General features: G+C 65.1%; 22 protein-coding genes. 13 read left to right on the top strand and 9 right to left on the bottom strand.

All coding sequences use genetic code 11. From position 1 onward, the window contains the following. The first annotated feature begins 254 nt into the window (after nucleotides 1–254). Together V3C33_14880 and V3C33_14885 are read left to right on the top strand one after the other, a co-directional pair. On the top strand, nucleotides 255–707 hold the full coding sequence (locus V3C33_14880) for a hypothetical protein (protein ID XAS66750.1): 453 nt from the start codon (nucleotides 255–257) through the stop codon (nucleotides 705–707). Further along, a complete protein-coding gene (locus V3C33_14885; GenBank protein ID XAS66751.1) occupies nucleotides 707–2686 on the top strand; it encodes a hypothetical protein in 1980 nt (659 codons plus the stop codon). The genes V3C33_14880 and V3C33_14885 overlap by 1 nt, the downstream gene beginning before the upstream one ends. Before the next feature lie 114 nt (nucleotides 2687–2800). Here V3C33_14885 and V3C33_14890 read toward each other — a convergent pair whose 3' ends face one another. Continuing rightward, nucleotides 2801–4501, bottom strand: a complete 1701-nt coding sequence (locus tag V3C33_14890; GenBank protein ID XAS66752.1) for an ABC-F family ATP-binding cassette domain-containing protein — start codon at nucleotides 4499–4501, stop codon at nucleotides 2801–2803. A gap of 325 nt (nucleotides 4502–4826) precedes the next feature. Between V3C33_14890 and V3C33_14895 the strand changes: the two genes are divergently transcribed. The 5 genes from V3C33_14895 to V3C33_14915 all read left to right on the top strand — a co-directional run bounded on the left by V3C33_14895 (nucleotide 4827) and on the right by V3C33_14915 (nucleotide 9311). Then, complete coding sequence (locus V3C33_14895) at nucleotides 4827–5588, top strand: lysostaphin resistance A-like protein (GenBank protein XAS66753.1); 762 nt, start codon at nucleotides 4827–4829, stop codon at nucleotides 5586–5588. Between the two features lie 126 nt (nucleotides 5589–5714). Then, nucleotides 5715–6155, top strand: a complete 441-nt coding sequence (locus V3C33_14900) for a VOC family protein (protein ID XAS66754.1) — start codon at nucleotides 5715–5717, stop codon at nucleotides 6153–6155. Between the two features lie 21 nt (nucleotides 6156–6176). Further along, the gene (locus V3C33_14905; protein ID XAS66755.1) at nucleotides 6177–7130 is read left to right on the top strand and encodes a 1,4-dihydroxy-2-naphthoyl-CoA synthase; all 954 of its coding nucleotides are present in this window, start codon (nucleotides 6177–6179) and stop codon (nucleotides 7128–7130) included. 25 nt (nucleotides 7131–7155) lie between these two features. Then, the gene (locus tag V3C33_14910; GenBank protein ID XAS66756.1) at nucleotides 7156–8349 is read left to right on the top strand and encodes an AMP-binding protein; all 1194 of its coding nucleotides are present in this window, start codon (nucleotides 7156–7158) and stop codon (nucleotides 8347–8349) included. 80 nt (nucleotides 8350–8429) lie between these two features. Next, nucleotides 8430–9311, top strand: a complete 882-nt coding sequence (locus V3C33_14915) for a 1,4-dihydroxy-2-naphthoate polyprenyltransferase (protein ID XAS66757.1) — start codon at nucleotides 8430–8432, stop codon at nucleotides 9309–9311. Nucleotides 9312–9364: 53 nt separating this feature from the next. On the opposite strand, the gene V3C33_14920 is transcribed toward V3C33_14915, so the two are convergent. Next, on the bottom strand, nucleotides 9365–9715 hold the full coding sequence (locus tag V3C33_14920) for a DUF4229 domain-containing protein (protein XAS66758.1): 351 nt from the start codon (nucleotides 9713–9715) through the stop codon (nucleotides 9365–9367). Nucleotides 9716–9858: 143 nt separating this feature from the next. On the opposite strand from V3C33_14920, the gene V3C33_14925 reads away from it, so the two are divergent. Next, nucleotides 9859–10278 carry a PLD nuclease N-terminal domain-containing protein gene (locus V3C33_14925; protein ID XAS66759.1) on the top strand — a complete coding sequence of 140 codons (420 nt, stop codon included), beginning with the start codon at nucleotides 9859–9861 and terminating at the stop codon, nucleotides 10276–10278. A gap of 195 nt (nucleotides 10279–10473) precedes the next feature. Then, nucleotides 10474–11397: a hypothetical protein gene (locus V3C33_14930; protein XAS66760.1), complete on the top strand. Its 924-nt coding sequence runs from the start codon at nucleotides 10474–10476 to the stop codon at nucleotides 11395–11397. 221 nt (nucleotides 11398–11618) lie between these two features. On the opposite strand, the gene ccsB is transcribed toward V3C33_14930, so the two are convergent. From ccsB to V3C33_14955, 5 genes are read right to left on the bottom strand one after another with little or no spacing between them, the layout of a single operon-like run. Beyond that, nucleotides 11619–12782 carry a c-type cytochrome biogenesis protein CcsB gene (gene ccsB, locus V3C33_14935; GenBank protein ID XAS66761.1) on the bottom strand — a complete coding sequence of 388 codons (1164 nt, stop codon included), beginning with the start codon at nucleotides 12780–12782 and terminating at the stop codon, nucleotides 11619–11621. Next, a complete protein-coding gene (locus tag V3C33_14940; protein ID XAS66762.1) occupies nucleotides 12782–14542 on the bottom strand; it encodes a cytochrome c biogenesis protein ResB in 1761 nt (586 codons plus the stop codon). Before V3C33_14940 ends, ccsB begins: the two co-directional genes overlap by 1 nt. Next, a complete protein-coding gene (locus V3C33_14945; GenBank protein XAS66763.1) occupies nucleotides 14542–15297 on the bottom strand; it encodes a cytochrome c biogenesis protein CcdA in 756 nt (251 codons plus the stop codon). Before V3C33_14945 ends, V3C33_14940 begins: the two co-directional genes overlap by 1 nt. 15 nt (nucleotides 15298–15312) lie before the next feature. Then, nucleotides 15313–15954: a TlpA disulfide reductase family protein gene (locus V3C33_14950; protein ID XAS66764.1), complete on the bottom strand. Its 642-nt coding sequence runs from the start codon at nucleotides 15952–15954 to the stop codon at nucleotides 15313–15315. 15 nt (nucleotides 15955–15969) lie between these two features. After that, nucleotides 15970–16650 (bottom strand): histidine phosphatase family protein, encoded by a 681-nt coding sequence (locus tag V3C33_14955; protein XAS66765.1) that lies wholly within the window; start codon nucleotides 16648–16650, stop codon nucleotides 15970–15972. A gap of 220 nt (nucleotides 16651–16870) precedes the next feature. Between V3C33_14955 and V3C33_14960 the strand changes: the two genes are divergently transcribed. The 3 genes from V3C33_14960 to V3C33_14970 all read left to right on the top strand — a co-directional run bounded on the left by V3C33_14960 (nucleotide 16871) and on the right by V3C33_14970 (nucleotide 19507). Next, nucleotides 16871–17419 (top strand): YceI family protein, encoded by a 549-nt coding sequence (locus tag V3C33_14960; GenBank protein XAS66766.1) that lies wholly within the window; start codon nucleotides 16871–16873, stop codon nucleotides 17417–17419. A 441-nt stretch (nucleotides 17420–17860) separates the two neighbouring features. Further along, entirely contained in the window at nucleotides 17861–18523 is a 663-nt protein-coding gene (locus V3C33_14965; GenBank protein XAS66767.1) for a hypothetical protein, read from the top strand. A gap of 318 nt (nucleotides 18524–18841) precedes the next feature. Beyond that, nucleotides 18842–19507 carry a hypothetical protein gene (locus tag V3C33_14970; GenBank protein ID XAS66768.1) on the top strand — a complete coding sequence of 222 codons (666 nt, stop codon included), beginning with the start codon at nucleotides 18842–18844 and terminating at the stop codon, nucleotides 19505–19507. 80 nt (nucleotides 19508–19587) lie between these two features. Here the strand turns inward: V3C33_14970 and V3C33_14975 are convergent, their stop codons facing one another. Both V3C33_14975 and V3C33_14980 read right to left on the bottom strand, forming a co-directional pair. Beyond that, nucleotides 19588–20283 carry a redox-sensing transcriptional repressor Rex gene (locus V3C33_14975; GenBank protein ID XAS66769.1) on the bottom strand — a complete coding sequence of 232 codons (696 nt, stop codon included), beginning with the start codon at nucleotides 20281–20283 and terminating at the stop codon, nucleotides 19588–19590. Between the two features lie 90 nt (nucleotides 20284–20373). After that, nucleotides 20374–20628 carry a glutaredoxin family protein gene (locus V3C33_14980; protein XAS66770.1) on the bottom strand — a complete coding sequence of 85 codons (255 nt, stop codon included), beginning with the start codon at nucleotides 20626–20628 and terminating at the stop codon, nucleotides 20374–20376. A 78-nt stretch (nucleotides 20629–20706) separates the two neighbouring features. Between V3C33_14980 and V3C33_14985 the strand changes: the two genes are divergently transcribed. Next, on the top strand, nucleotides 20707–21525 hold the full coding sequence (locus V3C33_14985) for an HAD-IB family hydrolase (GenBank protein XAS66771.1): 819 nt from the start codon (nucleotides 20707–20709) through the stop codon (nucleotides 21523–21525). Nucleotides 21526–21607 lie beyond the last annotated feature (82 nt).

Below are 21607 nucleotides of genomic sequence, written 5' to 3' on the forward strand. Positions count from 1 at the left end.
ACTTACAACGCGTCGAAGGTTCGCGCGGCACGTCCATCTTACAAGATTTGCGGGACCGTCCGTGACGCGGGCAACACCTCCGGATGGACGCCGCCTCCGGAACGCTGCGAAACGACATGATTTCGCGTGTCCAAAAGACTCGTGCCGCTCCGGGTGCCGCTACCCTGAGCATCATGGGGCGGGATCTTTCCGGTCCCTGCGTCCACACCGCTCGTGTGGGCATATGGCACTCGCGCCATACCTCAGGGGGGGCTATGAGAAAAAGAGCACTATTGCCGGCGGCCTTGCTGCTGGCACTTGCGGGCTGTTCAGGCGGCGGATCCGGTGCTGCCGAACCCGGTCAATCGGCACCAACATCATCGAAGTCTTCCGCGGCGCCGTCTTCAGAGGCACCGGCGCCCGGGACCTCCGAGCCAACGGATGTATCTTCCTCGCTGAATGCGATAGGCGACCTGCAGAAGCACACCTGCACAGCGGCGGCCGACGGATCATGGACGTTCAAGGGAACCCTGGTCAACGGCTCCACCGAATCCAGGACCTACACGGTTGCTGTCGCCGTTACCGTTGGCGCGGCCGTCCAGGGCCACACCATCATCACCGAAACCGTTCCGGCGGGTAAATCGGCTGACGTGACAGCAGAAAAGTTTGCCAAGTCCACCGGCCAAAACGGCACGTGCGAACCGGTTGTATCTGTGGAGGGCAAATAATGAAAAATACGCTCCTCACGGCTGCGCTGCTGCTGAGCTTCGCGGCCGCTTCCCTTGTGGCCTCGCCGGCTCTGGCCGCCGAAGGGACAGTTGCTCCGGCGCCGGCCGCCAGCCCTACACCAACACCCACCGGCACGCCGCCACCCGCGGCGCCCTCTTCGGGACGGACCTCAGCACGGACTTCTCCACCGACGCTCCCGGAGCCCGGGGAAACGGCTGAGCCGGCGCCGGCCACCCTGCTGCCCCCGAAACTGACCGCCACGCCGTCGCCGTCCAGTCCGCCGTCGCGTTCTATTCTGCCGACGCCGGAACTCACCGTTTCGCCGACGCCAACCCCGGATCCGGCGCCAACGCCTGACCCGACCCCACCACCGGTGTTCAACACCGGTGGCGGAATAGGCACCAAATGGCTGGAGTTGAAGGGTGCCGAGGGCGTCCTCGGCGAGCCCACGTCCCATGAGGCGTGCCAGGCCGGTCTGTGTGTCCAGACGTTCAAGGGCGGCTCAATCTACTGGGCCTGGGCCACCGGCGCGCACCCGGTGTTCCTGGCTTCCGGCCGGACCGGTCCGCGCTGGAACTCCGCCGGCGGCCTGGCCGTTTTCGGCTATCCGATCAGCGACGAGACCAGCATCGCGGGCAGGTCGCTGCAGAAGTTCTCCACCGGGAAGGTCCTCATATGGACTGGTCAGCTGTTCCTCCCTTTCTCCACCGGGACCGGAATCGGAGGCCGCTGGGCGGCTGACGGGGCCGAGACTGTACTGGGATTGCCGTTGGCTGACGAGAGCTGCGGGCTGAAGAACGGCGGCTGTTCGCAGGTCTTTGATCATGGGACCATCTTCTGGTCGCCATTCAGCGGCGGCCAGGTGATCAAGGGTGGCATCGGCATCCGCTGGCGTGCAGCCGGAGCCCAGAACGGTGTGTTGGGCTATCCGGTCATGGGCGAGCTCTGCGGCCAGACCGCCGGAGGCTGCGTCCAGCGCTTCCAAGGAGGGACCATCTACTGGTCCCCCGCAACGGGGCCCTGGATTACCCGGGCCGGCATCGGCTCCCGATACAGCACGGCCGGCGCCGACCGCAGTTCCCTCGGCTACCCGCTCGGCAACGAAGTCTGCGGCCAGGCCGCCGGAGGCTGCGTCCAGCGCTTCCAGGGAGGGTCCATCTACTGGTCCCCCGCAACGGGGCCCTGGATTACCCGGGCCGGCATAGCGGGCAAGTACGTGGCCAGCGGGGCAGCCGGCGGGGCCCTTGGCTATCCCACGTCCAATGAGAGGTGCGCCGCCGGGCAGTGCATCCAGTCATTCGAGCGCGGGTTCATCGGCTGGACGCGTTCGGCCGGGAGCCGTGTGTATGCGGTGACCGAATGCCAGAAGCTGAACAACGGACAGTCCAGGTACCCCACGTACGGGGCCAGCCGGGTTCTCCTCACCTTCACGCAGGGATACGGGCTGTCCCGGGCCACCAACATCTACTGCGTCAAGATGGCCGGAACCTATGTCCCCGACTGGAAAACGGATGGCTATGTTGGCGCATCGGGGTTCAAGGCACCGGGGGTTCCATCCGGGCCCACCCGCAATCTCTTCTCCCCCACGGGATCGTACTCCGTGACAGAAGCCTTCGGGCTGGGCAGCCCCGGCACCAAGCTGGCTTACCGGACGCTGAGCCCTCGCTCACGCTGGGGAGGAAACCCGTGGACCTCCACGTACAACAAGTACTTCGACTCCTCTTCCTGGGTGGGCTGGGATGAGAACATGTGGTACTTCGCCACGCGCTCCACGCACGACTACCGACAGGGCGTTGTGGTCAACTACAACCGCCCCGGCATTGTCCAGAACGCAGGCTTCGCCATCTTCCTCCACATGAACAAGGTGCCGACGGCTGGTTGCATATCCCTGGATGACTGGGCAGTGGTTGACTACATCCGGAAGTCCACCCCCGGGGACCGCATCATCATGGGAACCTACAAGGATCTGTTCCGGTAACCGACCGGCGCTGACGCCAGGTGCTGCCGGCCAGTTGCCGGCGGCCCTGGCGTTTGTTGTGTCGCCTTAAGGGCAGGATCCAGGGAACTGTCAGGACCCAGAAGCTGTCGGCATCTAGCGAACTGTCGGCGGCGCAGGCATCACCGCACCGTTTTCCATCGTGTACCTCAGCCAGGAGCCGGCGCTGTTTCCGGCGGCTTTTGCAGCGCCTTTTTCCGCGCAGTTCCGGAACCATTCCCGCAGGGCGCGGTCATGGCTTACCATGATCAGGGTCCCGGCGAATCCGGCCAGGGCCGCCTCGAGTTCCTCCACAAGGACAGGTGCCAGGTGGTTGGTGGGCTCGTCAACGATCATGGTCCCGTATCCGCCCAGCAGCAGCCGTGCCAGGGCCAGTCTGCGCTGCTGTCCGGCAGACAGCCCGCCCACCGGCACGTGGAACTCGCTGGTGCGGAAGAGCCCCAGCCGGAGAAGCGCTTCGGCGTGCTCGTCGATATTGCCGCCCAGCCCTGAGGCGAACGCGGAAAGAAGCCGCATGCCCGGGCGCACCGGCAGCTCCAGTTCCTGCTGCAGATAACCGATCCGCGCAGGCCTGGTCACGGCACCCTGCTCTGGTTCCAGAGTGCCGGCGAGGACGGACAACAGCGTGGACTTTCCGGCGCCGTTGGGCCCCGTGATCAGGATCTTCTGCCCTGCGTCCACTCGGAATCGCGGGACGTCCAGGCGCCCGGCCACCAGCACTCCGCGGGCTTCCAGTACCGGAGCCACCCGTACCGGAGTTCCGGGCCCCTCGGTGCCCGCCTCCATCCCAAGTTCCACGGCAAGCCGCAGCGGTTCCGGCGGACGGTCAACCGGGGCGGCTTCGAGCCGGCGAAGTCGCTCCTGGGCGTTGCGGACCTTGCTGGTGGCTGCCCGCTGCCAGGTTCCGGCCTTGAAGTCGAACCCCATTTTGTCGTTATCGCGCTGGCGGGCGTAACCCATTTTCCCGGCCACCGTGTCCGCCTGCAGCCTTTCAGCTGCCATGGCGTCCAGCCACCCGTGGTATTGCTGCACCCAGCGTTGGCGTTCCGCGGCCTTCTCCCGCAGGTAGCCCTCGTAGCCGTTCCCGTAGCGGTGTATCTGACGACGTTCGGCATCCACTTCAATCACGGTCGACGCCACTTTGCGCAGCAGCACGCGGTCATGGGAGACCACCACCACGGTCCCGCGGTGGGCCGCCAGACGCGCCTCAAGCCAGGCCGTGCCGCTGGCGTCAAGGTGGTTGGTGGGTTCGTCAAGGAGCAGAATGTCAGCCGGATCAGCCAGCACGCAGGCCAGCGCCACGCGTTCCTGTTCGCCGCCGGACAGGGATCCCAGCGTCCGCTTCCGGTCCAGCCCGCCCAGTCCCAGCCGGTCCAGCGCAGCCTCCACCCGGGAATCGGCGGCGTAACCCTCCCTCAGCTGGTACTGCGTCTGCAGGTTTCCGTAAGCTTCGAGCTCCTCGTCCTCTGCATTGGCCAGCCCGTCTTCCAGTCGCGCCAGTTCCGCCTCGATGTCCCGCAGCGCCGCAAGGGCGGCGTCGATGGCCCCGCCCACCGTGAACGATTCGGGCAGGCCAAGCGTCTGGGCCAGGTAGCCCACCCGGCCGTGGCTGCCGGTGGTGCCCTCATCCGGAGCCTCGAGCCCGGCCAGAATCCGCAGCAGCGTTGACTTGCCGGCGCCGTTTTCGCCCACGATCGCCGTGTGTTCGCCGGCGTTGACCACCAGCTCGACGCCGTCAAAAAGCTGGCGGTCCCCGTACCCGTGGGATACGCCGGAAAGATAAAGATGCTCAGTCATGAGGGGTCCTCGCAAGTCCGCAGTGTGGCCGCCGGAGCTGAACCGGGACGGTTCGGGAATGCTCTACGGGGCTATTGGTACCGGGGTGCAGCCTGGGCGCGCGCCAAGGCTGCTTCTTAGGACTTCATCCGTCCAGCCTGCCCGGCGGCGGCCACCACGTCAAGCGGCGAGAAAGAGCCCGCGTACAGGACACCGCCGAACTCCGCTCCGGTGGCCCCGACAACCTGGCGCACGGGGCGCACCGAATCAAATAGTCAGGCAGGCCGAACGTTCTATGTGCCGCCGTCGGGATCCTGCAAAGGCAAGGCAACGCTAGGCTGGAGACATGGCCATTACGCATCGCAAACTGCCGGCCCCGGGGCCGGAACTGTACCGTTTTTCGCGGCTCGATTTCACCACCGCAGGCCTGTACGTGGCCGCCGCCGCGTTCTTTGCGCTGGCCGGCGAACTGTTGTTGCCCATCCTCCGGCAGCTGGCCCCGAGCCCCGCGTTCGCATCGTATGCCGTGAATTTGCTGTTCTACGGCTGCATCGGCGCCCTGGCATTGGTGGCAGCGCGCCGCGTGGTGGCACGGGATCTCAGAGTGCTGGCAACTCGTCCGTGGTTCACGCTCCTGATGGTTCCGCTCGCTGTCATCGTCATGCTGATCCTCACCGCAATCCTGGTGGCCGTCAGCGGATCGGTACAGGCCTCTGCTAACCAGACCGGAATCCTGGCGCTGTTGCAGCAGGTTCCTGCCTGGCTGATGGTGCCGCTGCTGGTGGTGGTGGGTCCGTTTGTGGAGGAGTACGTCTTCCGGCACCTGCTGATCGGCAAGCTGAGCCGGCGGATCAACGTCTGGTTCTGCTGCGCCCTGTCCGTGGTGCTGTTTGCCGCGCTGCACATCGTGGGCCAGGAGGCCATCACGCTCACTGCGCTGCTGCCCTACCTGGCCATGGGCGCTACGCTGGTTTTTGTGTACATGTGGACCGGCAAGAACCTGATGTTCTCCTACTTTGTCCATGCCGCCAAGAACCTGCTGGCCGCGGTGGTCCTCTATGCCATCTCCCCCGAGCTGCTCGAGCAGCTGCAGCAGGTCCAGCAGTAGCGCATCCCACCTCCCGGGCCCAGCGCCCGCGTTCGGACCGCGCGCCGCGCCCGGACCGCCTCAACCCGGACTAAAACTGTCCGCATGGCTCTTCCGGGCGCCGCGCCGTCGTCGTACTTTTGTTCCATGGCACTGAACATTCAGATCGCAGTCGATTGCAAGGACCCGCACACGCTCGCCGATTGGTGGGCGGAAACGCTGGACTGGGCGGTGGAGCCCCAGGACGAGGCGTTCATCCGGTCCATGATCGAGCAGGGCTTCGCCACGGAAGCGGACACCCTCACCCACAACGGCAAGCTGGTCTGGCGGGACGGCGCCGCGATCCGCCCGCCCGACGAACTCGATGCCAAGCCGCCCCTCCGCCGCCTGCTGTTCCAGACTGCCCCCGAGGGGAAGACCGTCAAGAACCGCGTGCACTGGGACGTGAATCTGGCCGGCGGGGACAAGGACGCCGTGCGGCAAGCCCTGGAAGCACGCGGCGCAACCTTCCTCTGGACCGCCAGCCAGGGCCCCCATTCGTGGCACACCATGGCGGACCCGGAAGGCAACGAGTTCTGCATCAGCTGAGGCGATTACTAGACTCGGTCTGTGAGCAACGAAATCCCCGCCAAGGTATCCGACGTCTTTGACCCGTCCCGCTGGCGCACCGTGTCAGGCTTCGACGACTTCCAGGACATGACCTACCACCGGCAGGTGGAGCGGTCCGCGGAGGGCTCGGCGGTGCGGGATCTGCCCACCGTACGCATCGCCTTCAACCGGCCCGAGGTCCGCAACGCCTTCCGCCCCGGTACGGTGGACGAGCTGTACCGCGCCATGGACCACGCCCGGATGAGCCCGGACGTGGCCACCGTGCTGCTCACCGGCAACGGCCCCTCCCCCAAGGACGGCGGGCACTCGTTCTGCTCAGGCGGCGACCAGCGGATCCGGGGCCGCGACGGGTACAGGTACGCAGACGGCGAAACCCAGGAAACAATCGACCCTGCGCGCGCCGGCCGGCTCCACATCCTTGAAGTCCAGCGGCTCATACGCACCATGCCCAAGGTGGTGATCGCCGTCGTGAACGGGTGGGCGGCCGGCGGCGGGCACTCGCTGCATGTGGTCTCGGACCTCACCATCGCTTCCCGCGAGCATGGCAAGTTCAAGCAGACGGACGCCACCGTGGGAAGTTTCGACGCCGGTTACGGCTCAGCGCTGTTGGCCCGCCAGATCGGCCAGAAAGCTGCCCGGGAGATCTTCTTCCTCGCCCGCGAATACTCCGCCGAGGACATGGTCCGGCTGGGCGCGGTGAACGAGGCCGTTGACCACAACCGCCTCGAGGACGTGGCGCTGGAGTACGCCGCGGACATCGCCCGCCAGTCCCCGCAGGCCATCCGCATGCTCAAGTTCGCCTTCAACCTGGCGGACGACGGCCTGGCCGGCCAGCAGGTCTTCGCCGGCGAAGCCACGCGCCTGGCCTACATGACCGACGAGGCCGTGGAAGGCAAGGAAGCCTTCCTCGAGAAGCGCGATCCCGACTGGTCCAAATTCCCGCACTACTTCTAAGGCAGCCACTGTGACTACTGGACACGTGAATATTGAACCCGCCCTCACTGCCATCACTGCTGCCCTCCACGGTGAGGGGCCGGCCGTCGAACTGTCCGACGGTCCGGACGGCAATCCGGTGGTTGCGTTTGTTGAAACCGGCGTGCTCCGGGCCGCCGGATTTGAAGACGCCGCTGTTGTGGTCCGCACGTCCGGATCCACGGGTGCGCCCAAGGCCACCGTCCTGACAGTGGAGGCCCTCGCCGCTTCGTCGATGGCCACCGCGCTGGCGCTCAAGGGCGAGGGCCAATGGCTGCTGGCCCTCCCCGTGCAATATGTGGCCGGGGTGCAGGTGCTGGTCCGCTCGCTCTTCGCCGGAACCCGCCCCTGGGCCATGGACATGCGAAACGGCTTCACGCCGGAAGCGTTTACCGCCGGCGCGCTGGAGCTGACGGACAAGATGCGGTTCACCTCGCTCGTCCCCACCCAGCTGCAACGGCTCCTGGACTCCCCGTCGCCGGAAACCATCGCCGTGCTGCGGCGCTTCAACGGCATCCTGCTGGGTGGTGCGCCTGCTTCTGCATCGCTCCTGGCTGCGGCCCGCGACGCCGCCATCCGGGTGGTCACCACCTACGGTGCATCGGAGACCTGCGGCGGCTGCATTTACGACGGCATGCCGCTGGACGGTGTGGAAGTCCGGCTGGAAAACCCCGCCGTGGCGGGTGCTTCCTCTGTGGCAGGCCGCATCCTCCTGGGCGGGGATGTGGTGGCGGCAGGCTATCTGGGGGCCCCGGATCAGACCGCAAGGACTTTCTTCGTGCACGACGGTGTCCGCTGGTACCGCACCCACGATCTCGGTTCCCTGGACGCTGACGGGAAGCTCACTGTCCTGGGCCGCGCCGACGACGTCATCATCACCGGCGGACTCAAAGTCTCCGCCACGCACGTGCAGGAAGAGCTGGAGAAGTCCGACGGCGTGCTGGCGGCTTTTGTGACCGGCGTGCAGTCCGAGGAATGGGGCCAGGCTGTTGCAGCCTTTGTGGCGGTGGCTGACGGCGGCGCCGGGGACACCGGCAGTGGCCAAACCGCCGTCGAACTCGCGCAGGAATGGCATCGGACGCTCGGCGTGCTCGCCCCCAAAACGATCCTTCCTGCCGCGGCGCTGATCATGCTCCCGAACGGAAAACCGGACCGGCTGGCCATGACTGCGCAGCTGAACGCACTTCATCAGGGAAAATAGATTAGTTCCGCACCAGCTGCACTTCCGCAGCACACCCTGAAACCCGCCGGGTTTCACCGAACCAACACGAGGTACTGACCGTGGCCACAGCCGCACAATGGATCCAAGGCGCGAGACTGCGCACCCTGCCGGCAGCGATCGCGCCTGTACTGATCGGCTCGGCAGCCGCCTACGAAATGGACTCCTTCCGCCCGGTCAACGCCGTGCTGGCCGCGTTCGTGGCTCTCCTGCTGCAGATCGGCGTCAACTACGCCAACGATTACTCGGACGGCATCCGCGGCACCGACGAGGACCGTGTGGGCCCGTTAAGGCTGGTGGGCTCCGGCGCAGCACACCCGCAGCACGTCAAGTACGCCGCGTTCGGTGCGTTCGCAATAGCCATGCTGTTCGGCCTGGCACTCGTGGTCATCACGCAGAGCTGGTGGCTGATCCTGGTGGGCCTTGGATGCGTGGTGGCGGCCTGGGGCTACACCGGAGGCAAAAACCCTTACGGCTACATGGGCCTGGGCGACGTGTTTGTGTTCGTATTCTTCGGCCTGGTGGCCACCCTGGGAACTACCTACACCCAGGCGGGCCAGCTCAGCCTCGCCGCCATTCTGGGCGCCATCGGCACCGGGCTCATCGCCTGCGCGCTGTTGATGGCCAACAATGTGAGGGATATCCCCACCGACATCCAGGCGGGCAAGAAGACGCTGGCAGTGCGGCTGGGCGACAAACACGCCCGCGAAAGCTATGTGCTGATGCTGGCCGTGGCCATCCTGCTGGTGGTGATCCTGGCTCCCGGGCGCCCGTGGATGCTGATCGCGCTGCTTCTGATCCCCGCCTGCCTGATGCCGGCTTGGCTGATGATTAACGGCCGGAAGCGCAAGAGCCTCATCCCGGTGCTGAAGCAGACCGGGCTCATCAATTTGGGCTACAGCCTGCTGTTCTCGCTCGGACTTGTACTGAGCCACGGGTTCTAGGGTTCCTGGGATTCAGGGTCCCTGGGGACCCCGGTTCAGGGTCCCTGGGGGATTCAGAGTTCCTGGGGATCCCGGGGCGGGCCCAGGCGCGGGTCTCGGGCCTCCCCGCGCCCGTTGTCCGTGTGGACTGCGATGTCCGGATTGGCGTCCACCAGACGGTCCTCGGCCTCGGCGTCTTCAACCTCGCCCGCAGAGCGGATCGGTTTGGCTTTGCCAGAGAAGCGCCCGTGCATCGAGGCCGTGGCCGCATCGCGCTGCTTCTGGAAAAACAGGTAGCTGACGGCGAAGGCGATCAGGCCCGCGCATATTACTGACAACAGCCACCCGAGCTGGAGGACCACAAAAAGCGCGAACAGGGGCGCGAACAGGGCGAGCCGGATCAGGGAGTATTTCACGAAAGCCACGGTCCAAGTTTAGCCGCCCTGCCTGTGAGCCCGCTCCGCGCCGCCGTCGGGCGCTTCAGGAGGCGTTTCCGATGTTCTTCCGGTGTTCTTCTGTGGGCATACCGTAATCTCCGGGCCGGGCTGCGGAGGATAGACTTGAATGCATGCTCCGTGTTGTTATAGCAGTCGCCGTTCTTGCCATATTTGTCTACGGACTGGTGGACGTGATCCGGACTGAAGCACGCCTCACGAGGGGCATTTCCAAGCCTTCCTGGATCGTTGTGATGATTGTCCTGCCGGTGGTGGGCGCCGCACTCTGGTTCCTGATCGGCCGCCCGCGCAACACTCCCCAGGTTCAGCGGAGCTACAGCCACCCCACCGCCCCGGACGACGACCCCGATTTCCTCCGCAACCTTGAACTCCGCCGCCGCAACCAGGCCGAGGCCGCCCGCTTGAAGAAGCTCAAGGACGACCTCGACGCCAAAGAGCGCAATCCCGGAGGCGGCGCTGGTGGGTCGGGCGGCGCGGGCGGCACCCGCGGAAGCGGCGACTCTGGCGTCGAAGGCAGCGACGGGGTCAAATAGGCCTGTTCTCTGGCCATTCGCCAATTTTGGCCGGAATGATCGCCCCCAATGCGGCCATATATGGTGAATGGCCGCGGCTTTGTGGCGGTGCAGCGCGCCTGCGAAACCGCCCACGGGCCCTCCACTTGTCCTCCACACCGCCCCGGAACTGTGGATAACGCTTCAGAGGACCTCCAGGGGCACCAGAATGCTTTTATGCGCCGTCCTCCAGCACTTCCCAGGCATCTGCTCAGCCAGCCGTTCACAATCGTGCAGGCCAAGGCGTCCGGCCTGACACGCAGGCGAACGCGGGCCAAGGACCTGAACGCCCCCAGCCATGGCATCCGTGTGCCGGCCGCCATCGAGATCACCCTGCTGGTCCGAGCCCGGTCCCTGGCCGACGCAACGGGAGCAATTGTCAGCCACCTGACCGCCGCCGCGCTCTGGGGATTCCCGCTGCCCCTCTGTTTTGAGGCCCATGTGCTCATCCATCTGACTTGCCTGCCCGGCGGCCGCGCCGTGCGTCGCAAGGACGTGGCCGGGCATGAGTTGGCGCTGGTGCCGGACGAAATCACCGAAGGCCGCTATGTAACGTGCACTTCGCCGCTCCGGACCTGGTTCGATCTCGCCGGAATCCTGAGCCTGGACGAGCTGGTCATCGCCGGTGATTTCCTGCTCCGCCGCAGGAACCCTTTGTCCACGCTGGCAGCCCTGGACAAATTCCTGGCTACCAAGGCCGGCAGGCCAAGGTACCGGAAGGTCATGGCGGCTCGTGCCCTCGTCCGTCCGGGCACTGATTCGCCGAAGGAGACCGAGCTCCGGCTGTTGCTCCTGAAGCACGGCATCCCGGAGCCATCCATCAACGAGCCCATGTTCGATGAAACTGGCGGCTGGATCCAGGACCCGGACATGTCCTACGAAGAGCTCAAGATTGCCGTCCAATACGACGGCGGCCACCACGCCACAGCCGCCCAACGCCGCAGTGACATCTTCCGCGACGAGAATGCGAGAGACCTCGGGTGGCTCGTAGTGGTGCTGACGCAGTGGGACCTTGACCCGTTTGGGCCCGGCATGGAGCCCAACGCCGTCACAAGAGTCCGGGCGGCGCTTCAGGACCGGGGATGGAGCTCGGGAACCTAGGGCACGTCGGGAAACTACTGCACGTCGGGAAGCTAGCCAGGCCGGCGTGGCCAACTCCACCGTCTGCTCAACTCCACCCCGTCTGCTCCACAACCCCGGCCCACTCCACGATTCGCCCAAAATGGCCGCTCAGCAACCAGGCTTAGCGGCCATTTTTGGCGAATCAATGAGACTCCGGGCCGATGAGTCCCGGCCCCAAAATCCTGAAAGCTCCTGGGCCCTTACAGCCCCGAGTAGGAGTGCAGGCCGTTGAAGAACTGGTTCACGATGGTGAAGTTGAAAATCACGCACAAGTAGCCCACGATCGAGAGCCAGGCCGCCCGGGTCCCCGTCCAACCACGCGTGGCGCGGGCGTGCAGGTAGCCGGCGTAGACCACCCAGATCACGAAGGTCCACACTTCCTTGGTGTCCCAGCCCCAGAAGCGGCCCCAGGCCTTCTCGGCCCAGATGGCGCCGAACATCAGTGTGAACGTCCAGCCGATGAAGGCGATGGCATTGATGCGGTAGGACAGGTTCTCCAGGCTCAGTGCGGACGGCACCAGGCGCATGAATCCGAGCTTGTCGGCCCCGCCGGCGGCAATCGTCTTCTGCCGGTGCGACTGCACCAGCTGCAGCGCGGACATGGCGAATGTGAGGGTGAACAGCGCCGAGGACATCACGGCAATGGACACGTGGATGACGAGCCAGTAGCTCTGCAGCGCAGGTACCAGATGGCCTACAGGCGTCCAGTAGGCCACGGACGCAGCGACCAGCATGATGATGGCCAGACCCACCACAAACGTTCCCAGGAACCGGAGGTCGCGCCGGATCAGCACCAGCAGGAACACTGCCACGGCCACGAATGCGCCGGTGGTCAGGAATTCGTACATATTGCCCCACGGCACCCGGCCCGAGCCGACGGCCCGTGTAATCACGCCGGCGGCATGGATCAGGACACCCAGAACGGTCAGCGCCACGGCCACACGGGCGGGTGCACGGCGCTCGGCTGCGTAGCGCATGTCAGCGTCGGCTGTCTGCCCCACCCCGGCATTGCCGCCGGACTGCTTTGCGGAGACGGACGACGACGGCCGCTCGGCACGGCCCGCCGGCCCGGCAAGGTGCCCCCCGGTCCGGTCAGCGTCGGCAGCGTCAACGCCGCTTTCGCCACGGTCGTACGAATAACCGCCCGAGGCACCGCCCGCGCCAACTCCGGCACCCACGGTTACCTTGGCGGCGGCACCTGTACCGGCGGCGGCCTCGGCAGCCCTGAGATCCACCGCGCGCAAGGCCTTGCTGCTCTTGGCCAGATCCCAGGCGAAGGCGATGAAAGCCACCGTGTACGTGCCCGCAGCAAGCAGCATAAACAGCTCGCTGTATTGGCCCATGATTTCGTTGATGGGAAACATTACTGGTCCTTCTTCGGCTCGTGTGAGCCAGCTGGTGACTGGATGGAGTCTGCGCCATTATCGCCCGGGCGGCTGGGAATATTCTGGGTGATCCCGGGCGGGGCGGAGGCAGCTGTGTCCAGCCCCCATTCTTTGGCAAGCATTTCCCTGATGGCAGCTGCTTCCGCGGCCAGCCGGTGGTCCTCGCCGCGGGCCAGGAGCCCGCACTCAACCATGGTGCGGCCGTCATCGTGCGTTCCTGTGCGCACCCAGACGCGGCGGCGGTTCACGTAAAGCGAGGTCACCAGGCCGCCGACGGCGGTCAGGGCGAAGATGAGGACGTAGAGCTGGCCCGGGTTGTGGTGGATGTCCACGCCTACGTACCGCTTCACGCCGTCGAAGCTGATGGAGCCTTTGCCGTCCGGAAGGGTGTAGCTGCTGCCCGGAGCCAAGGTGATGCCCTTGGTGGGCAGGTTCCTGGCGTTGAGGGGCGTCAGTTTCTTGACGTCCAGCTCAAAGACATTCTGCGGGGATCCGTTATCCAGCCCGAGGTCGCCATAGTACGAGTTCAGGGTCAGCTGCGGGTTGATGAGTTCGGGATCCCCGCTGAACGAGACTCCCTTGTCTGTGACGAAGGCGGTGGGGAGGAAGAAGCCCGCGAAGCCAAGCTGATCGGGCTTGGCGTCCGGGACCTTGATGACCACGGAGGAGTAGTAGTTCTCCCCCTGGAGCTTGGCCACGACAGGCCCTTGCATGGCGATGTTCCCTTTGCTATCGCGGATGGTGACCAGGGGCGCGTAGCCGTTTCCCGTGAGGTAGATGCTGGTGCCGCCGAGGCTGAGGGGATCGTTGACCTTCAGCACCTGCTTCCGGGCGGGCGAATCCGGGGTCTCCTTGGTGGTCACGTCAGCCTTGAAGTCGATGGGCTGGCCAAACTTGCCCTTCGATTCGCGGTCGAACGCGACCTGGAACTTGTCCAGCTGGATGGAATACGGTTGCAACTGGCTGCTCTGGAAGTTGGTCCCCGGCGTGAACTGGTCATAGCCCACCAGGGTGTTCACGAAGGTGTCGCCTTCCACAAGGATGCGCTGGCCGCTATACCCGAGCAGGCCGCCGAGGGCCACGGACACCAGCACACCGATCAGCGAAGTGTGGAAGACCAGGTTGCCGACTTCCTTGACGAGGCCGCGTTCGGCCCCCAGCGAGGGCCGGGCGCCGTCGTCGTCCCTCACCTCAACGCGGTAACCGCGTTTCTTCAACAGCTGCGCGGCATCTGTGATGGCGCGGGACGCCGGGACGCCGGATTCGGCGGGCAGCACCATGGTGCCGTACTCCGGCAGGCGGGAGAGCCGACGGGGCGTGCGGGGAGGCTGGGAGCGCAAGGCTTTGTAGTGGGCAATGGCCCGCGGCACCACACAGCCGATCAGCGAGGTGAACAGCAGGATGTAGATGGCTGAGAACCACGCGGACGAGTAGACGTCGTAGAGCTGCACGGAATCCAGGATCTTCCCGTAATCCGGGTGGTCCGCGATGTATTGCGTGACGATCGACGGGTTGGCGGGCCGCTGCGGGAACAGCGATCCGGGCACCGCGGCAACAGCCAGGAGCAGCAGCAGGAAAAGCGCGGTGCGCATGCTGGTCAGCTGCGTCCAGGCCCAGCGCAGCATGCCTATGACCCCCAACGCCGGCAATGCCGCCTCAGCCTTGGCCGCAGAAACGGGGCTGGCCGCGGGAGCCTCCGGGGCAGGGGACTTCTTCTTTACGTTCACACGCTCGCTCATCAGATCGGCAACTTCACATCGGTTTGGAACCAGTACTGCAACCCGGTCACCCAGGTCCCCCACACGCCGCTGGCCATCAGCAGGCCCAGCACTATCAGGATTCCGCCGCCGATCCGCTGGATGGCGAGGCGGTGGGTGCGGAAGAAGGACATCACGCCGATCCCCCGGCGCACGGCAAGCGCGATCAGGAGGAACGGGATGCCCAAGCCAAGGCTATAGACGAAGGCCAGGAACGCGCCCTTGGCAGCCGAGGATCCCCCGGACAGGCTCAGCAGCTGGACGGCGGAGTAGGTGGGGCCGATGCACGGCGCCCAGCCGAGTCCGAAGGTGATGCCCAGCAGCGGTGCACCCCACAGACCGGCCGGCGGCTTGGCATGGATTTTGGCGTCGCGCTGGAGCCAGCCGACGCCGCCCATAAACACCACGCCCATAACCATCACCAGGAGGCCCAGCACCTGCGTGATCCAGGCGTTCTGGCTGCCCGTGATCAGGGTGCCCAGCTGGCCGAACGCCCCGCCGAGCAGCACAAAGACCACAGAGAACCCCAGCACGAACAGGCCAATGCCGGCCAGCATGCGGCCGCGCTTCTGCTTCTGAAGATCGACGCCGGTCAGTCCCGTGACGTAGCCCAGGTACCCGGGCACCAGGGGCAGGACGCAGGGCGAGAGGAACGACACGAATCCGGCCAGCAGCGCCACCGGGATGGCCAGCAGCAGCGAGCCGTTCAGGATGGCCTCCGCGAAGGGACTGTTCACTGTCCGGGGCCGCCGTTACTCGGCCACGGCGGTGGAAATGAGGGCTCTGAGAGTGCCCTTCTGGATTTCGCCCAGCACGCGTGAGGCAACCCGGCCCTGCTTGTCAAGCACAAGTGTGGTGGGCACGGCTCCCGGTGGCACCAGGCCGGAGACGGCGAGGAGCACGCCGCCGTCCTTGTCGTCGAAGCTGGGGTACGTCAGGTTGAAGGTCTTGTCGAACGCTTCGGCAGTGGCTTTCTCATCGCGCAGGTTCACGCCGAAGAACTGGACGCCCTGACTTTTGAACTCCTGGTGCAGGCTCTCCAGCGACGGCGCTTCCACACGGCACGGTGCACACGCGGCGAACCAGAAGTTCAGGACGGTCACCTTGCCGAGGAAATCAGCGGGTGCCACGGCTGTGCCATCAAAGAGCGCTCCGTTAATCTCGACGGCGGCCTTGCGGTCGGCCGCCGCGAATTCCGTCACCGAGCCGTCCCCGGCAACGTAGTTCTTGTTATCTCCCGCTTTGGCCTGCTTGGCCAGTGCGTCTTCCTGCGCACAGGCGGACAGGCCCAGCGTCAGCGCGGCGAGGGCGACACCGCCGGCGGCGAGGACGCTGCGGCGGGACGTTGATCCGTTGTTTCCGGTGATCCTGTTATTTCTGATGATCCTGGTCATTTCTGTCATCCATGTCTATGCGCCCGGGGTGCTGGCAGCACCGGGAAGAAGCGCGGCAGCAGGCTCGCTGTACTCAACGCGCAGGAGGGAGCCGTCGTCGTCGAACACCAGGGAGGTGAGCGACGTCAGCGTGCACTCGCGTTTGCGCGGATCATGCCAGAGGGGTTTGCCCTCGGCGCTGAGCCGGGTGGCCCAGATGGGCAGCTGGTGGCTGACCAGGATGGCTTCGGGGCCGTGAGTGCCATAGTCATCGCCGGCCAGGTCGATGGCGCGGAGCCGGGCGTCCTGCACAGCGGCCATGACCCGGGCTGCCTGCTCCCTGTAGGGCTCGCCCCAGGAAGGCTTGAACGGGTTGAGCAGGTGCGGCCAGTGCCTGGGTTTCCTGAGCTCGGCCTTGGTGACCTTCATGCCTTCGAAGTAGTTGCCGGCCTCGATGATGCGGCCCTCGGTGACGACTTCCAGGTTGAGGGCCTGCGAGGTGGGCAGTGCCGTTTCCTGGGCCCGGGCCAGCGGGGAGGCCGCGAGGTAGACGATCCTTGCACCCCGCGCAGCGCGCTCGCGGAAGTACTCAGCGAGCGTGTGGGCCATCTGCCGGCCAAGCTCCGAGAGGTGGAATTCCGGCAGCCGGCCGTAGAGGACACCACGGGGATTGTGGACCTCGCCGTGGCGGAGCAAATGAACAGTGGCTTGGGGCATGTGTACCAGTTTCTCAAAGATGTCGGGCGATTTGAAATCTTCTACAGGGAGTAGAACTCAAGAATTTTGAAAAATGTTCCCTGCAGCCGGAATAAAGGATGCAAATGCATGTTTATACTTGGTGAAGCAGTTAGTTGAGGCTTCAACAAATGAAGTTTCAACCGACGATCAGATGTCCTTCCACCCAACACTCTTCACAGCAGACCCAAGGAGATACACCATGGCACTTCCCGCTAACGTCACCACCGGCACCTGGACCCTCGACAACTCACACAGCGAGATCGCCTTCACCGTGCGCCACGCAGGCATCAGCAAGGTCCGCGGCCAGTTCAAGGACGCCGCCGCCACCCTGGACCTCGCCGAGAACGTTGCCGACTCCACGATCAACGCCACCATCCAGACCGCCAGCTTTGACTCCGGCGACGTAAACCGCGACGGACACGTCCGCGGCGAAGACTTCTTCGACGTCGAGAAGTTCCCGGAAATCTCGTTCGTTTCCAACGGCCTCGTTGCCAACGGCGAGAACTACGCGTTGACCGGCGACCTCACCATCAAGGGCGTTACCCGCACTGTTTCCCTCGAGACCGAGTTCAATGGCGTTGCCGTGGATCCCTTCGGTGCGACCCGCGCCGGCGTTTCCGCTGAGACCACCATCAGCCGCAAGGACTTCGGCCTGACCTGGAACGCAATCCTGGATGCCGGCGGCGTCCTGGTCAGCGACAAGGTTGCCGTCAGCCTGGAACTGGCGTTCATCGCACCCGCAGCCTGACCAACGGCGGCCCAGGAGGGCCCCAACCGCAGTCGAACCGGGACGCAACCGGGACGCAACTGCGGACGAGCCAACAAAGGGCGCGCAAGCAGTTGCGCTTCCGGACGTCTTGTCAGTTGCCGTCAGCGTAGTCCTGGGGAATGCGCTCATTGTGCAGGGTCGCAGGTTGCCGTGGGCCGCCTTGGCTGTTTCCAGCCATGCTTTGTTATCAGCACCCCCGCTCCCTGGAGTCCACGGAGCGGGGGTGCTGTGTTTAACGGCGAGCTGTGTTTGTCGGTGTGCTTTGTGTAAGAGATGCGGTTCAGTGGCCTACGAGGTGGTTAATCGCGTAGGGCTTTGGTGCTGCTGTGGCGAAAGTCGACTGGAGTGATCCCGGCCGTTCAACACGATTTGGCTAAGAATTTCCTAGAATTCGCCCGATGTGCGGTCTACAGTGAAGCCATGACGAACCCTAGTGATGTACCTCAGCCTCAGCAGCCGGGTGCGCAGCCGCCGGCAAGCAACGTACCTCCCGCAGGCAATGTACCTCCCGCCGGCTATCAGCCGCCGCAGGGATACCAGCCCCCGGCCTACCAGGCACCGCAGCAGGGTTACCAGGCGCCGGGCCAGCCCAGCTATGGTGCGCCCATGGGCGCACCGAATAATGCACCGCCGCCGGGTCTCGGATACGCCGCACCGGCCCGGAATACGTTCGGGCTGAATTTCGAAAACATCGGGCAGCGCGTGTCAAACACCCAGGGAGTCCCGCAGCAGCTGGTCATCGCGTACTGGCTCTGGATCGCGGCAGCAGCGTTGGGCGTGGTTCTCAGCCTGGTCAACATGTTCACCATCACGAATGCCCTCGGTGGGTTGATGGTGGGTGCGGGCATCACAGGCCTCATTTTCAGCCTGATCTTTGCGGCCCTGTACATATTCATCGCCATCCGGCTCAAAGAGGGCGCCCGTTGGGCCCGGTTGGTCCTGTCGATTCTTGGCGGCTTGGCCATTCTTGCATTCATGATTCAGCTGGTCACGGCCAATCTGAACTTCATTGGGTCAGCGGTCGCCGCCGCAGCGGCCATTCTTATGTGGTTGCCGCAGTCGCAGGAACATTTCAAGAACTGACAAAGGCCAAACGGCTGCGGCCGGGGACACAGCGTCCCCCGCAGCTGGGCGAAGAAGGCCGCGGCCGGGTGCAGTCCACCCCGCCGCGGCCTTCCGCTTTTCCAGACCAGAGCGTGCCCAAAGCCTGAACCGACCAAGGCCCGTCGCCTGCCCTGCGCCGACCTGGCACTCTTGCCAATGCCGGCACCGGAAAACCGCTCAGGAATGACCCGCAGCACACCTGCCGCGGGGTACGGTGGAACTAAACCATGCTGGGGGCAGGGCAACGTTGCTGGTCCCGGTGGCCGATTCGAAAAGTCGACACGCAAAGGACCGCTCATGAGCACTCCCCCAGTCCAGCCTCTGAACCCGAACGAGCCGGAGTCCGGCAGCCAGCCCCCGGTCCCCCAGTACGGCCAGAACACCCCGCCCGCACCCCAGTACGGCCAGAACACCCCGCCCGCACCGCAGTACGGCCAGCAGCCGTACGGCCAGTCCCCGTACGCGCAGTACCCATCGGAACAGGCTCAAGGCCAGAGCCCAGGTGGAATCCCCCGGCTGGTCAACATCGCGTTCTGGCTGATCCTCGGTGCAGCCGCGGTGTGGGTCATCTCATTCATGATCGCGATCCCCACACTGGACGATCCGGCCATGCGCCGCATGTTCGATCAGCAGATCGCCGCCGGTGGTGCGGACATCCAGTTTGAAGACATCAAGGGCTTCATCATCGGCACCATGGTGGTCATTGCGATCATCGGTGCGGGACTTTACGCACTTGTGGCCTTCAACGTCCGCAAGGGTAAAAACTGGGCCCGCATTCTGGGAACTGTGTTCGCTGCCCTTTCGCTCCTGACCCTCGGCCCGCTGGGCCTCGGTACGCTGGCCATCCTGGCCGGGATCGCTGCGATCGTGATGCTGTACCTGCCTGCTTCGGCGCCGTACTTCCGGAAGCAGCAGCCGTTCGCCGCTCCCTATTCACAGCCAGGCAACCCATACGGCCAGTAGCCGGAACCGGGGGCGTCAAGCCCCGACCGCTTATGTGTTAAACCCATCCAGCGGGCGTGGGCCCCAGAGCCAAGAGCGATCTAGGCAGTCTCACCCGGGGTCTGCGCCCGCTGTGCGTGGTACGCAAGGATCTGCAGTTCGGTGGCCATGTCCACCTTGCGGAGATTCACTCCATCCGGGACCTGGAGCATGACCGGAGCGAAGCTGAGGATGCTGCGGACGCCAGCAGCAATCACACGGTCGCACACGCCCTGTGCCACGGTGGCGGGCAAGGCGAGCACCACCATGTTGGCGCCAGTCCGCTGCAGCACCGGCTCAAGGTCCGCCACATCGCTGACCCGCAACCAGCCCACCTCGTTGCCCACCACCATCTGGTCGGCGTCGAAAATGGCCACCACGTCAAAGCCCCGGGACTCAAAGCCGCCATACCGGGCCAGTGCCTTGCCGAGGTTGCCGGCACCCACAATCGCGACCTTCCAGTCATGCGTAAGCCCCAGCGCTGCGGCGATGTGCCTGCTCAGGTACTGCACTTCGTAGCCCACTCCGCGGGTGCCGTACGAGCCCACGTGGGAGAGGTCCTTACGGAGCGTTGCCGAACTCACGCCAGAGGCTTCGGCAAGGGATTCGGAGGAAACCCTCTCAATACCTTCAGCCAGCAGAGTGTTCAGGGCACGCAAGTAAAGCGTCAGCCGGGCCACGGCTGCGGGCGGAATCTGCTTTGCAGCAGCTCCTGTTCCCCCATTGACAGCCTGGGGAGTTGATTCCAGCGAAGTCACTATCTGCTCCATTGCGTCGCGTTGTGAGTCCACTCTAGATCCCCGACACATGTGTCGACAAAGCAGGTGCCATTTCGTGGAACCGGTTTCCTATTGCGCCATGGCCCGCTGAAGGACACGTTCCAGCCTGATCTCATCGATCTTCCAGAAATCACGCTGGATGCCGTCCACCAGAACCACCGGGATCTCCTCCGCGTACCGGTCGCGCAGTGCCGGATTGTTGTCTACTGACTCTTCTGTCCACTCAAGTCCCAGAGCCCCTGTAACGCGCCCGACGGCGTCGCGCGCCTCTGCGCACAGGTGACAGTCTGCTTTGGTGATGAGGATAACCTCCGGTTTTGCCATGGCTCAACCGTATCGCCGTTGGCGGGGCGAGGCGACGGCGATACGGCAGCGGGTCTATGGATTGACTAGACTCGTGGCATGCCCGAGGAGAAGTACGTCGCTGTAGTCACGCAGCCGGTTGCGCTGCAGCAGCACGGCGAAGCTGCGTTCTTCGACGTCGACAACACCCTGATGAAGGGTGCCAGCCTCTTCCACGTGGCCCGCAAAATGTACGAACGCAAGGCGTTCACGCTGACACAGGCGGCCGGTTTCGCGTGGAAGCAGTTCAAGTTTGTGCTCCGCGGCGAAAACATGGACGACGTCCACGCGGTCCGCGATTCCGCTCTTACGCTCGCGGCCGGCATCACCGTTGCCGATGTCAAGGCGCTGGGCGAAGAAGTCTTTGACGAAATGATCGCCTCCAGGATCTGGCCGGGAGCCAAGGCTTTGGCCCAGCAGCACCTGAGGGTGGGGCGCAAGGTCTGGCTTGTGACGGCCACGCCGATCGAAGTTGCCACCGTGATTTCCACCAGGTTGGGCCTCACCGGCGCCCTGGGGACAGTTGGCGAGATCAAGGACGGCTCCTACACCGGGCGGCTGGTGGGTGACATCCTGCACGGCCCGGCGAAGGCCGTGGCCGTCCAGGGCATCGCGGACGCCGAAGGCCTGGACCTCAAACGATGCTGGGCCTACAGCGATTCCTACAACGACATCCCGTTGCTGACTCTCGTGGGACACCCCGTGGCCATCAATCCCGACGCCAGGCTGCGCCGGCACGCGCGCGAGCACAACTGGCCGGTCTACGATTTCCGCTCCGGACGCCGCGCGGCCACCCTCGGACTCAAGGCGGCCACTGTGGGCGGCGCCGTGTACGGCCTCTGGCGGGGCTTCTCGCGCTTCCGCAGGCCCACTGTCTAGGCCCCTGGCTCCCCTCTCCCACCGTCTTCCCGCACCGCCGTCCGCCGTCCCCGGCCGTGCAGCCGGCATTCCGGAGCATCAA

The sequence above is a fragment of the Micrococcaceae bacterium Sec5.7 genome (assembly GCA_039636785.1).
Classification (GTDB): domain Bacteria; phylum Actinomycetota; class Actinomycetes; order Actinomycetales; family Micrococcaceae; genus Arthrobacter.

Coding starts and splice junctions, on each gene's coding strand:
- V3C33_14880 (XAS66750.1), top strand. CDS start 255: ATGAGAAAAAGAGCACTATTGCCGGCGGCCTTGCTGCTGGCACTTGCG.
- V3C33_14885 (XAS66751.1), top strand. CDS start 707: ATGAAAAATACGCTCCTCACGGCTGCGCTGCTGCTGAGCTTCGCGGCC.
- V3C33_14890 (XAS66752.1), bottom strand. CDS start 4,501: ATGACTGAGCATCTTTATCTTTCCGGCGTATCCCACGGGTACGGGGAC.
- V3C33_14895 (XAS66753.1), top strand. CDS start 4,827: ATGGCCATTACGCATCGCAAACTGCCGGCCCCGGGGCCGGAACTGTAC.
- V3C33_14900 (XAS66754.1), top strand. CDS start 5,715: ATGGCACTGAACATTCAGATCGCAGTCGATTGCAAGGACCCGCACACG.
- V3C33_14925 (XAS66759.1), top strand. CDS start 9,859: ATGCTCCGTGTTGTTATAGCAGTCGCCGTTCTTGCCATATTTGTCTAC.
- V3C33_14930 (XAS66760.1), top strand. CDS start 10,474: ATGCGCCGTCCTCCAGCACTTCCCAGGCATCTGCTCAGCCAGCCGTTC.
- ccsB (XAS66761.1), bottom strand. CDS start 12,782: ATGTTTCCCATCAACGAAATCATGGGCCAATACAGCGAGCTGTTTATG.
- V3C33_14940 (XAS66762.1), bottom strand. CDS start 14,542: ATGAGCGAGCGTGTGAACGTAAAGAAGAAGTCCCCTGCCCCGGAGGCT.
- V3C33_14950 (XAS66764.1), bottom strand. CDS start 15,954: ATGACCAGGATCATCAGAAATAACAGGATCACCGGAAACAACGGATCA.
- V3C33_14955 (XAS66765.1), bottom strand. CDS start 16,650: ATGCCCCAAGCCACTGTTCATTTGCTCCGCCACGGCGAGGTCCACAAT.
- V3C33_14960 (XAS66766.1), top strand. CDS start 16,871: ATGGCACTTCCCGCTAACGTCACCACCGGCACCTGGACCCTCGACAAC.
- V3C33_14965 (XAS66767.1), top strand. CDS start 17,861: ATGACGAACCCTAGTGATGTACCTCAGCCTCAGCAGCCGGGTGCGCAG.
- V3C33_14970 (XAS66768.1), top strand. CDS start 18,842: ATGAGCACTCCCCCAGTCCAGCCTCTGAACCCGAACGAGCCGGAGTCC.
- V3C33_14980 (XAS66770.1), bottom strand. CDS start 20,628: ATGGCAAAACCGGAGGTTATCCTCATCACCAAAGCAGACTGTCACCTG.
- V3C33_14985 (XAS66771.1), top strand. CDS start 20,707: ATGCCCGAGGAGAAGTACGTCGCTGTAGTCACGCAGCCGGTTGCGCTG.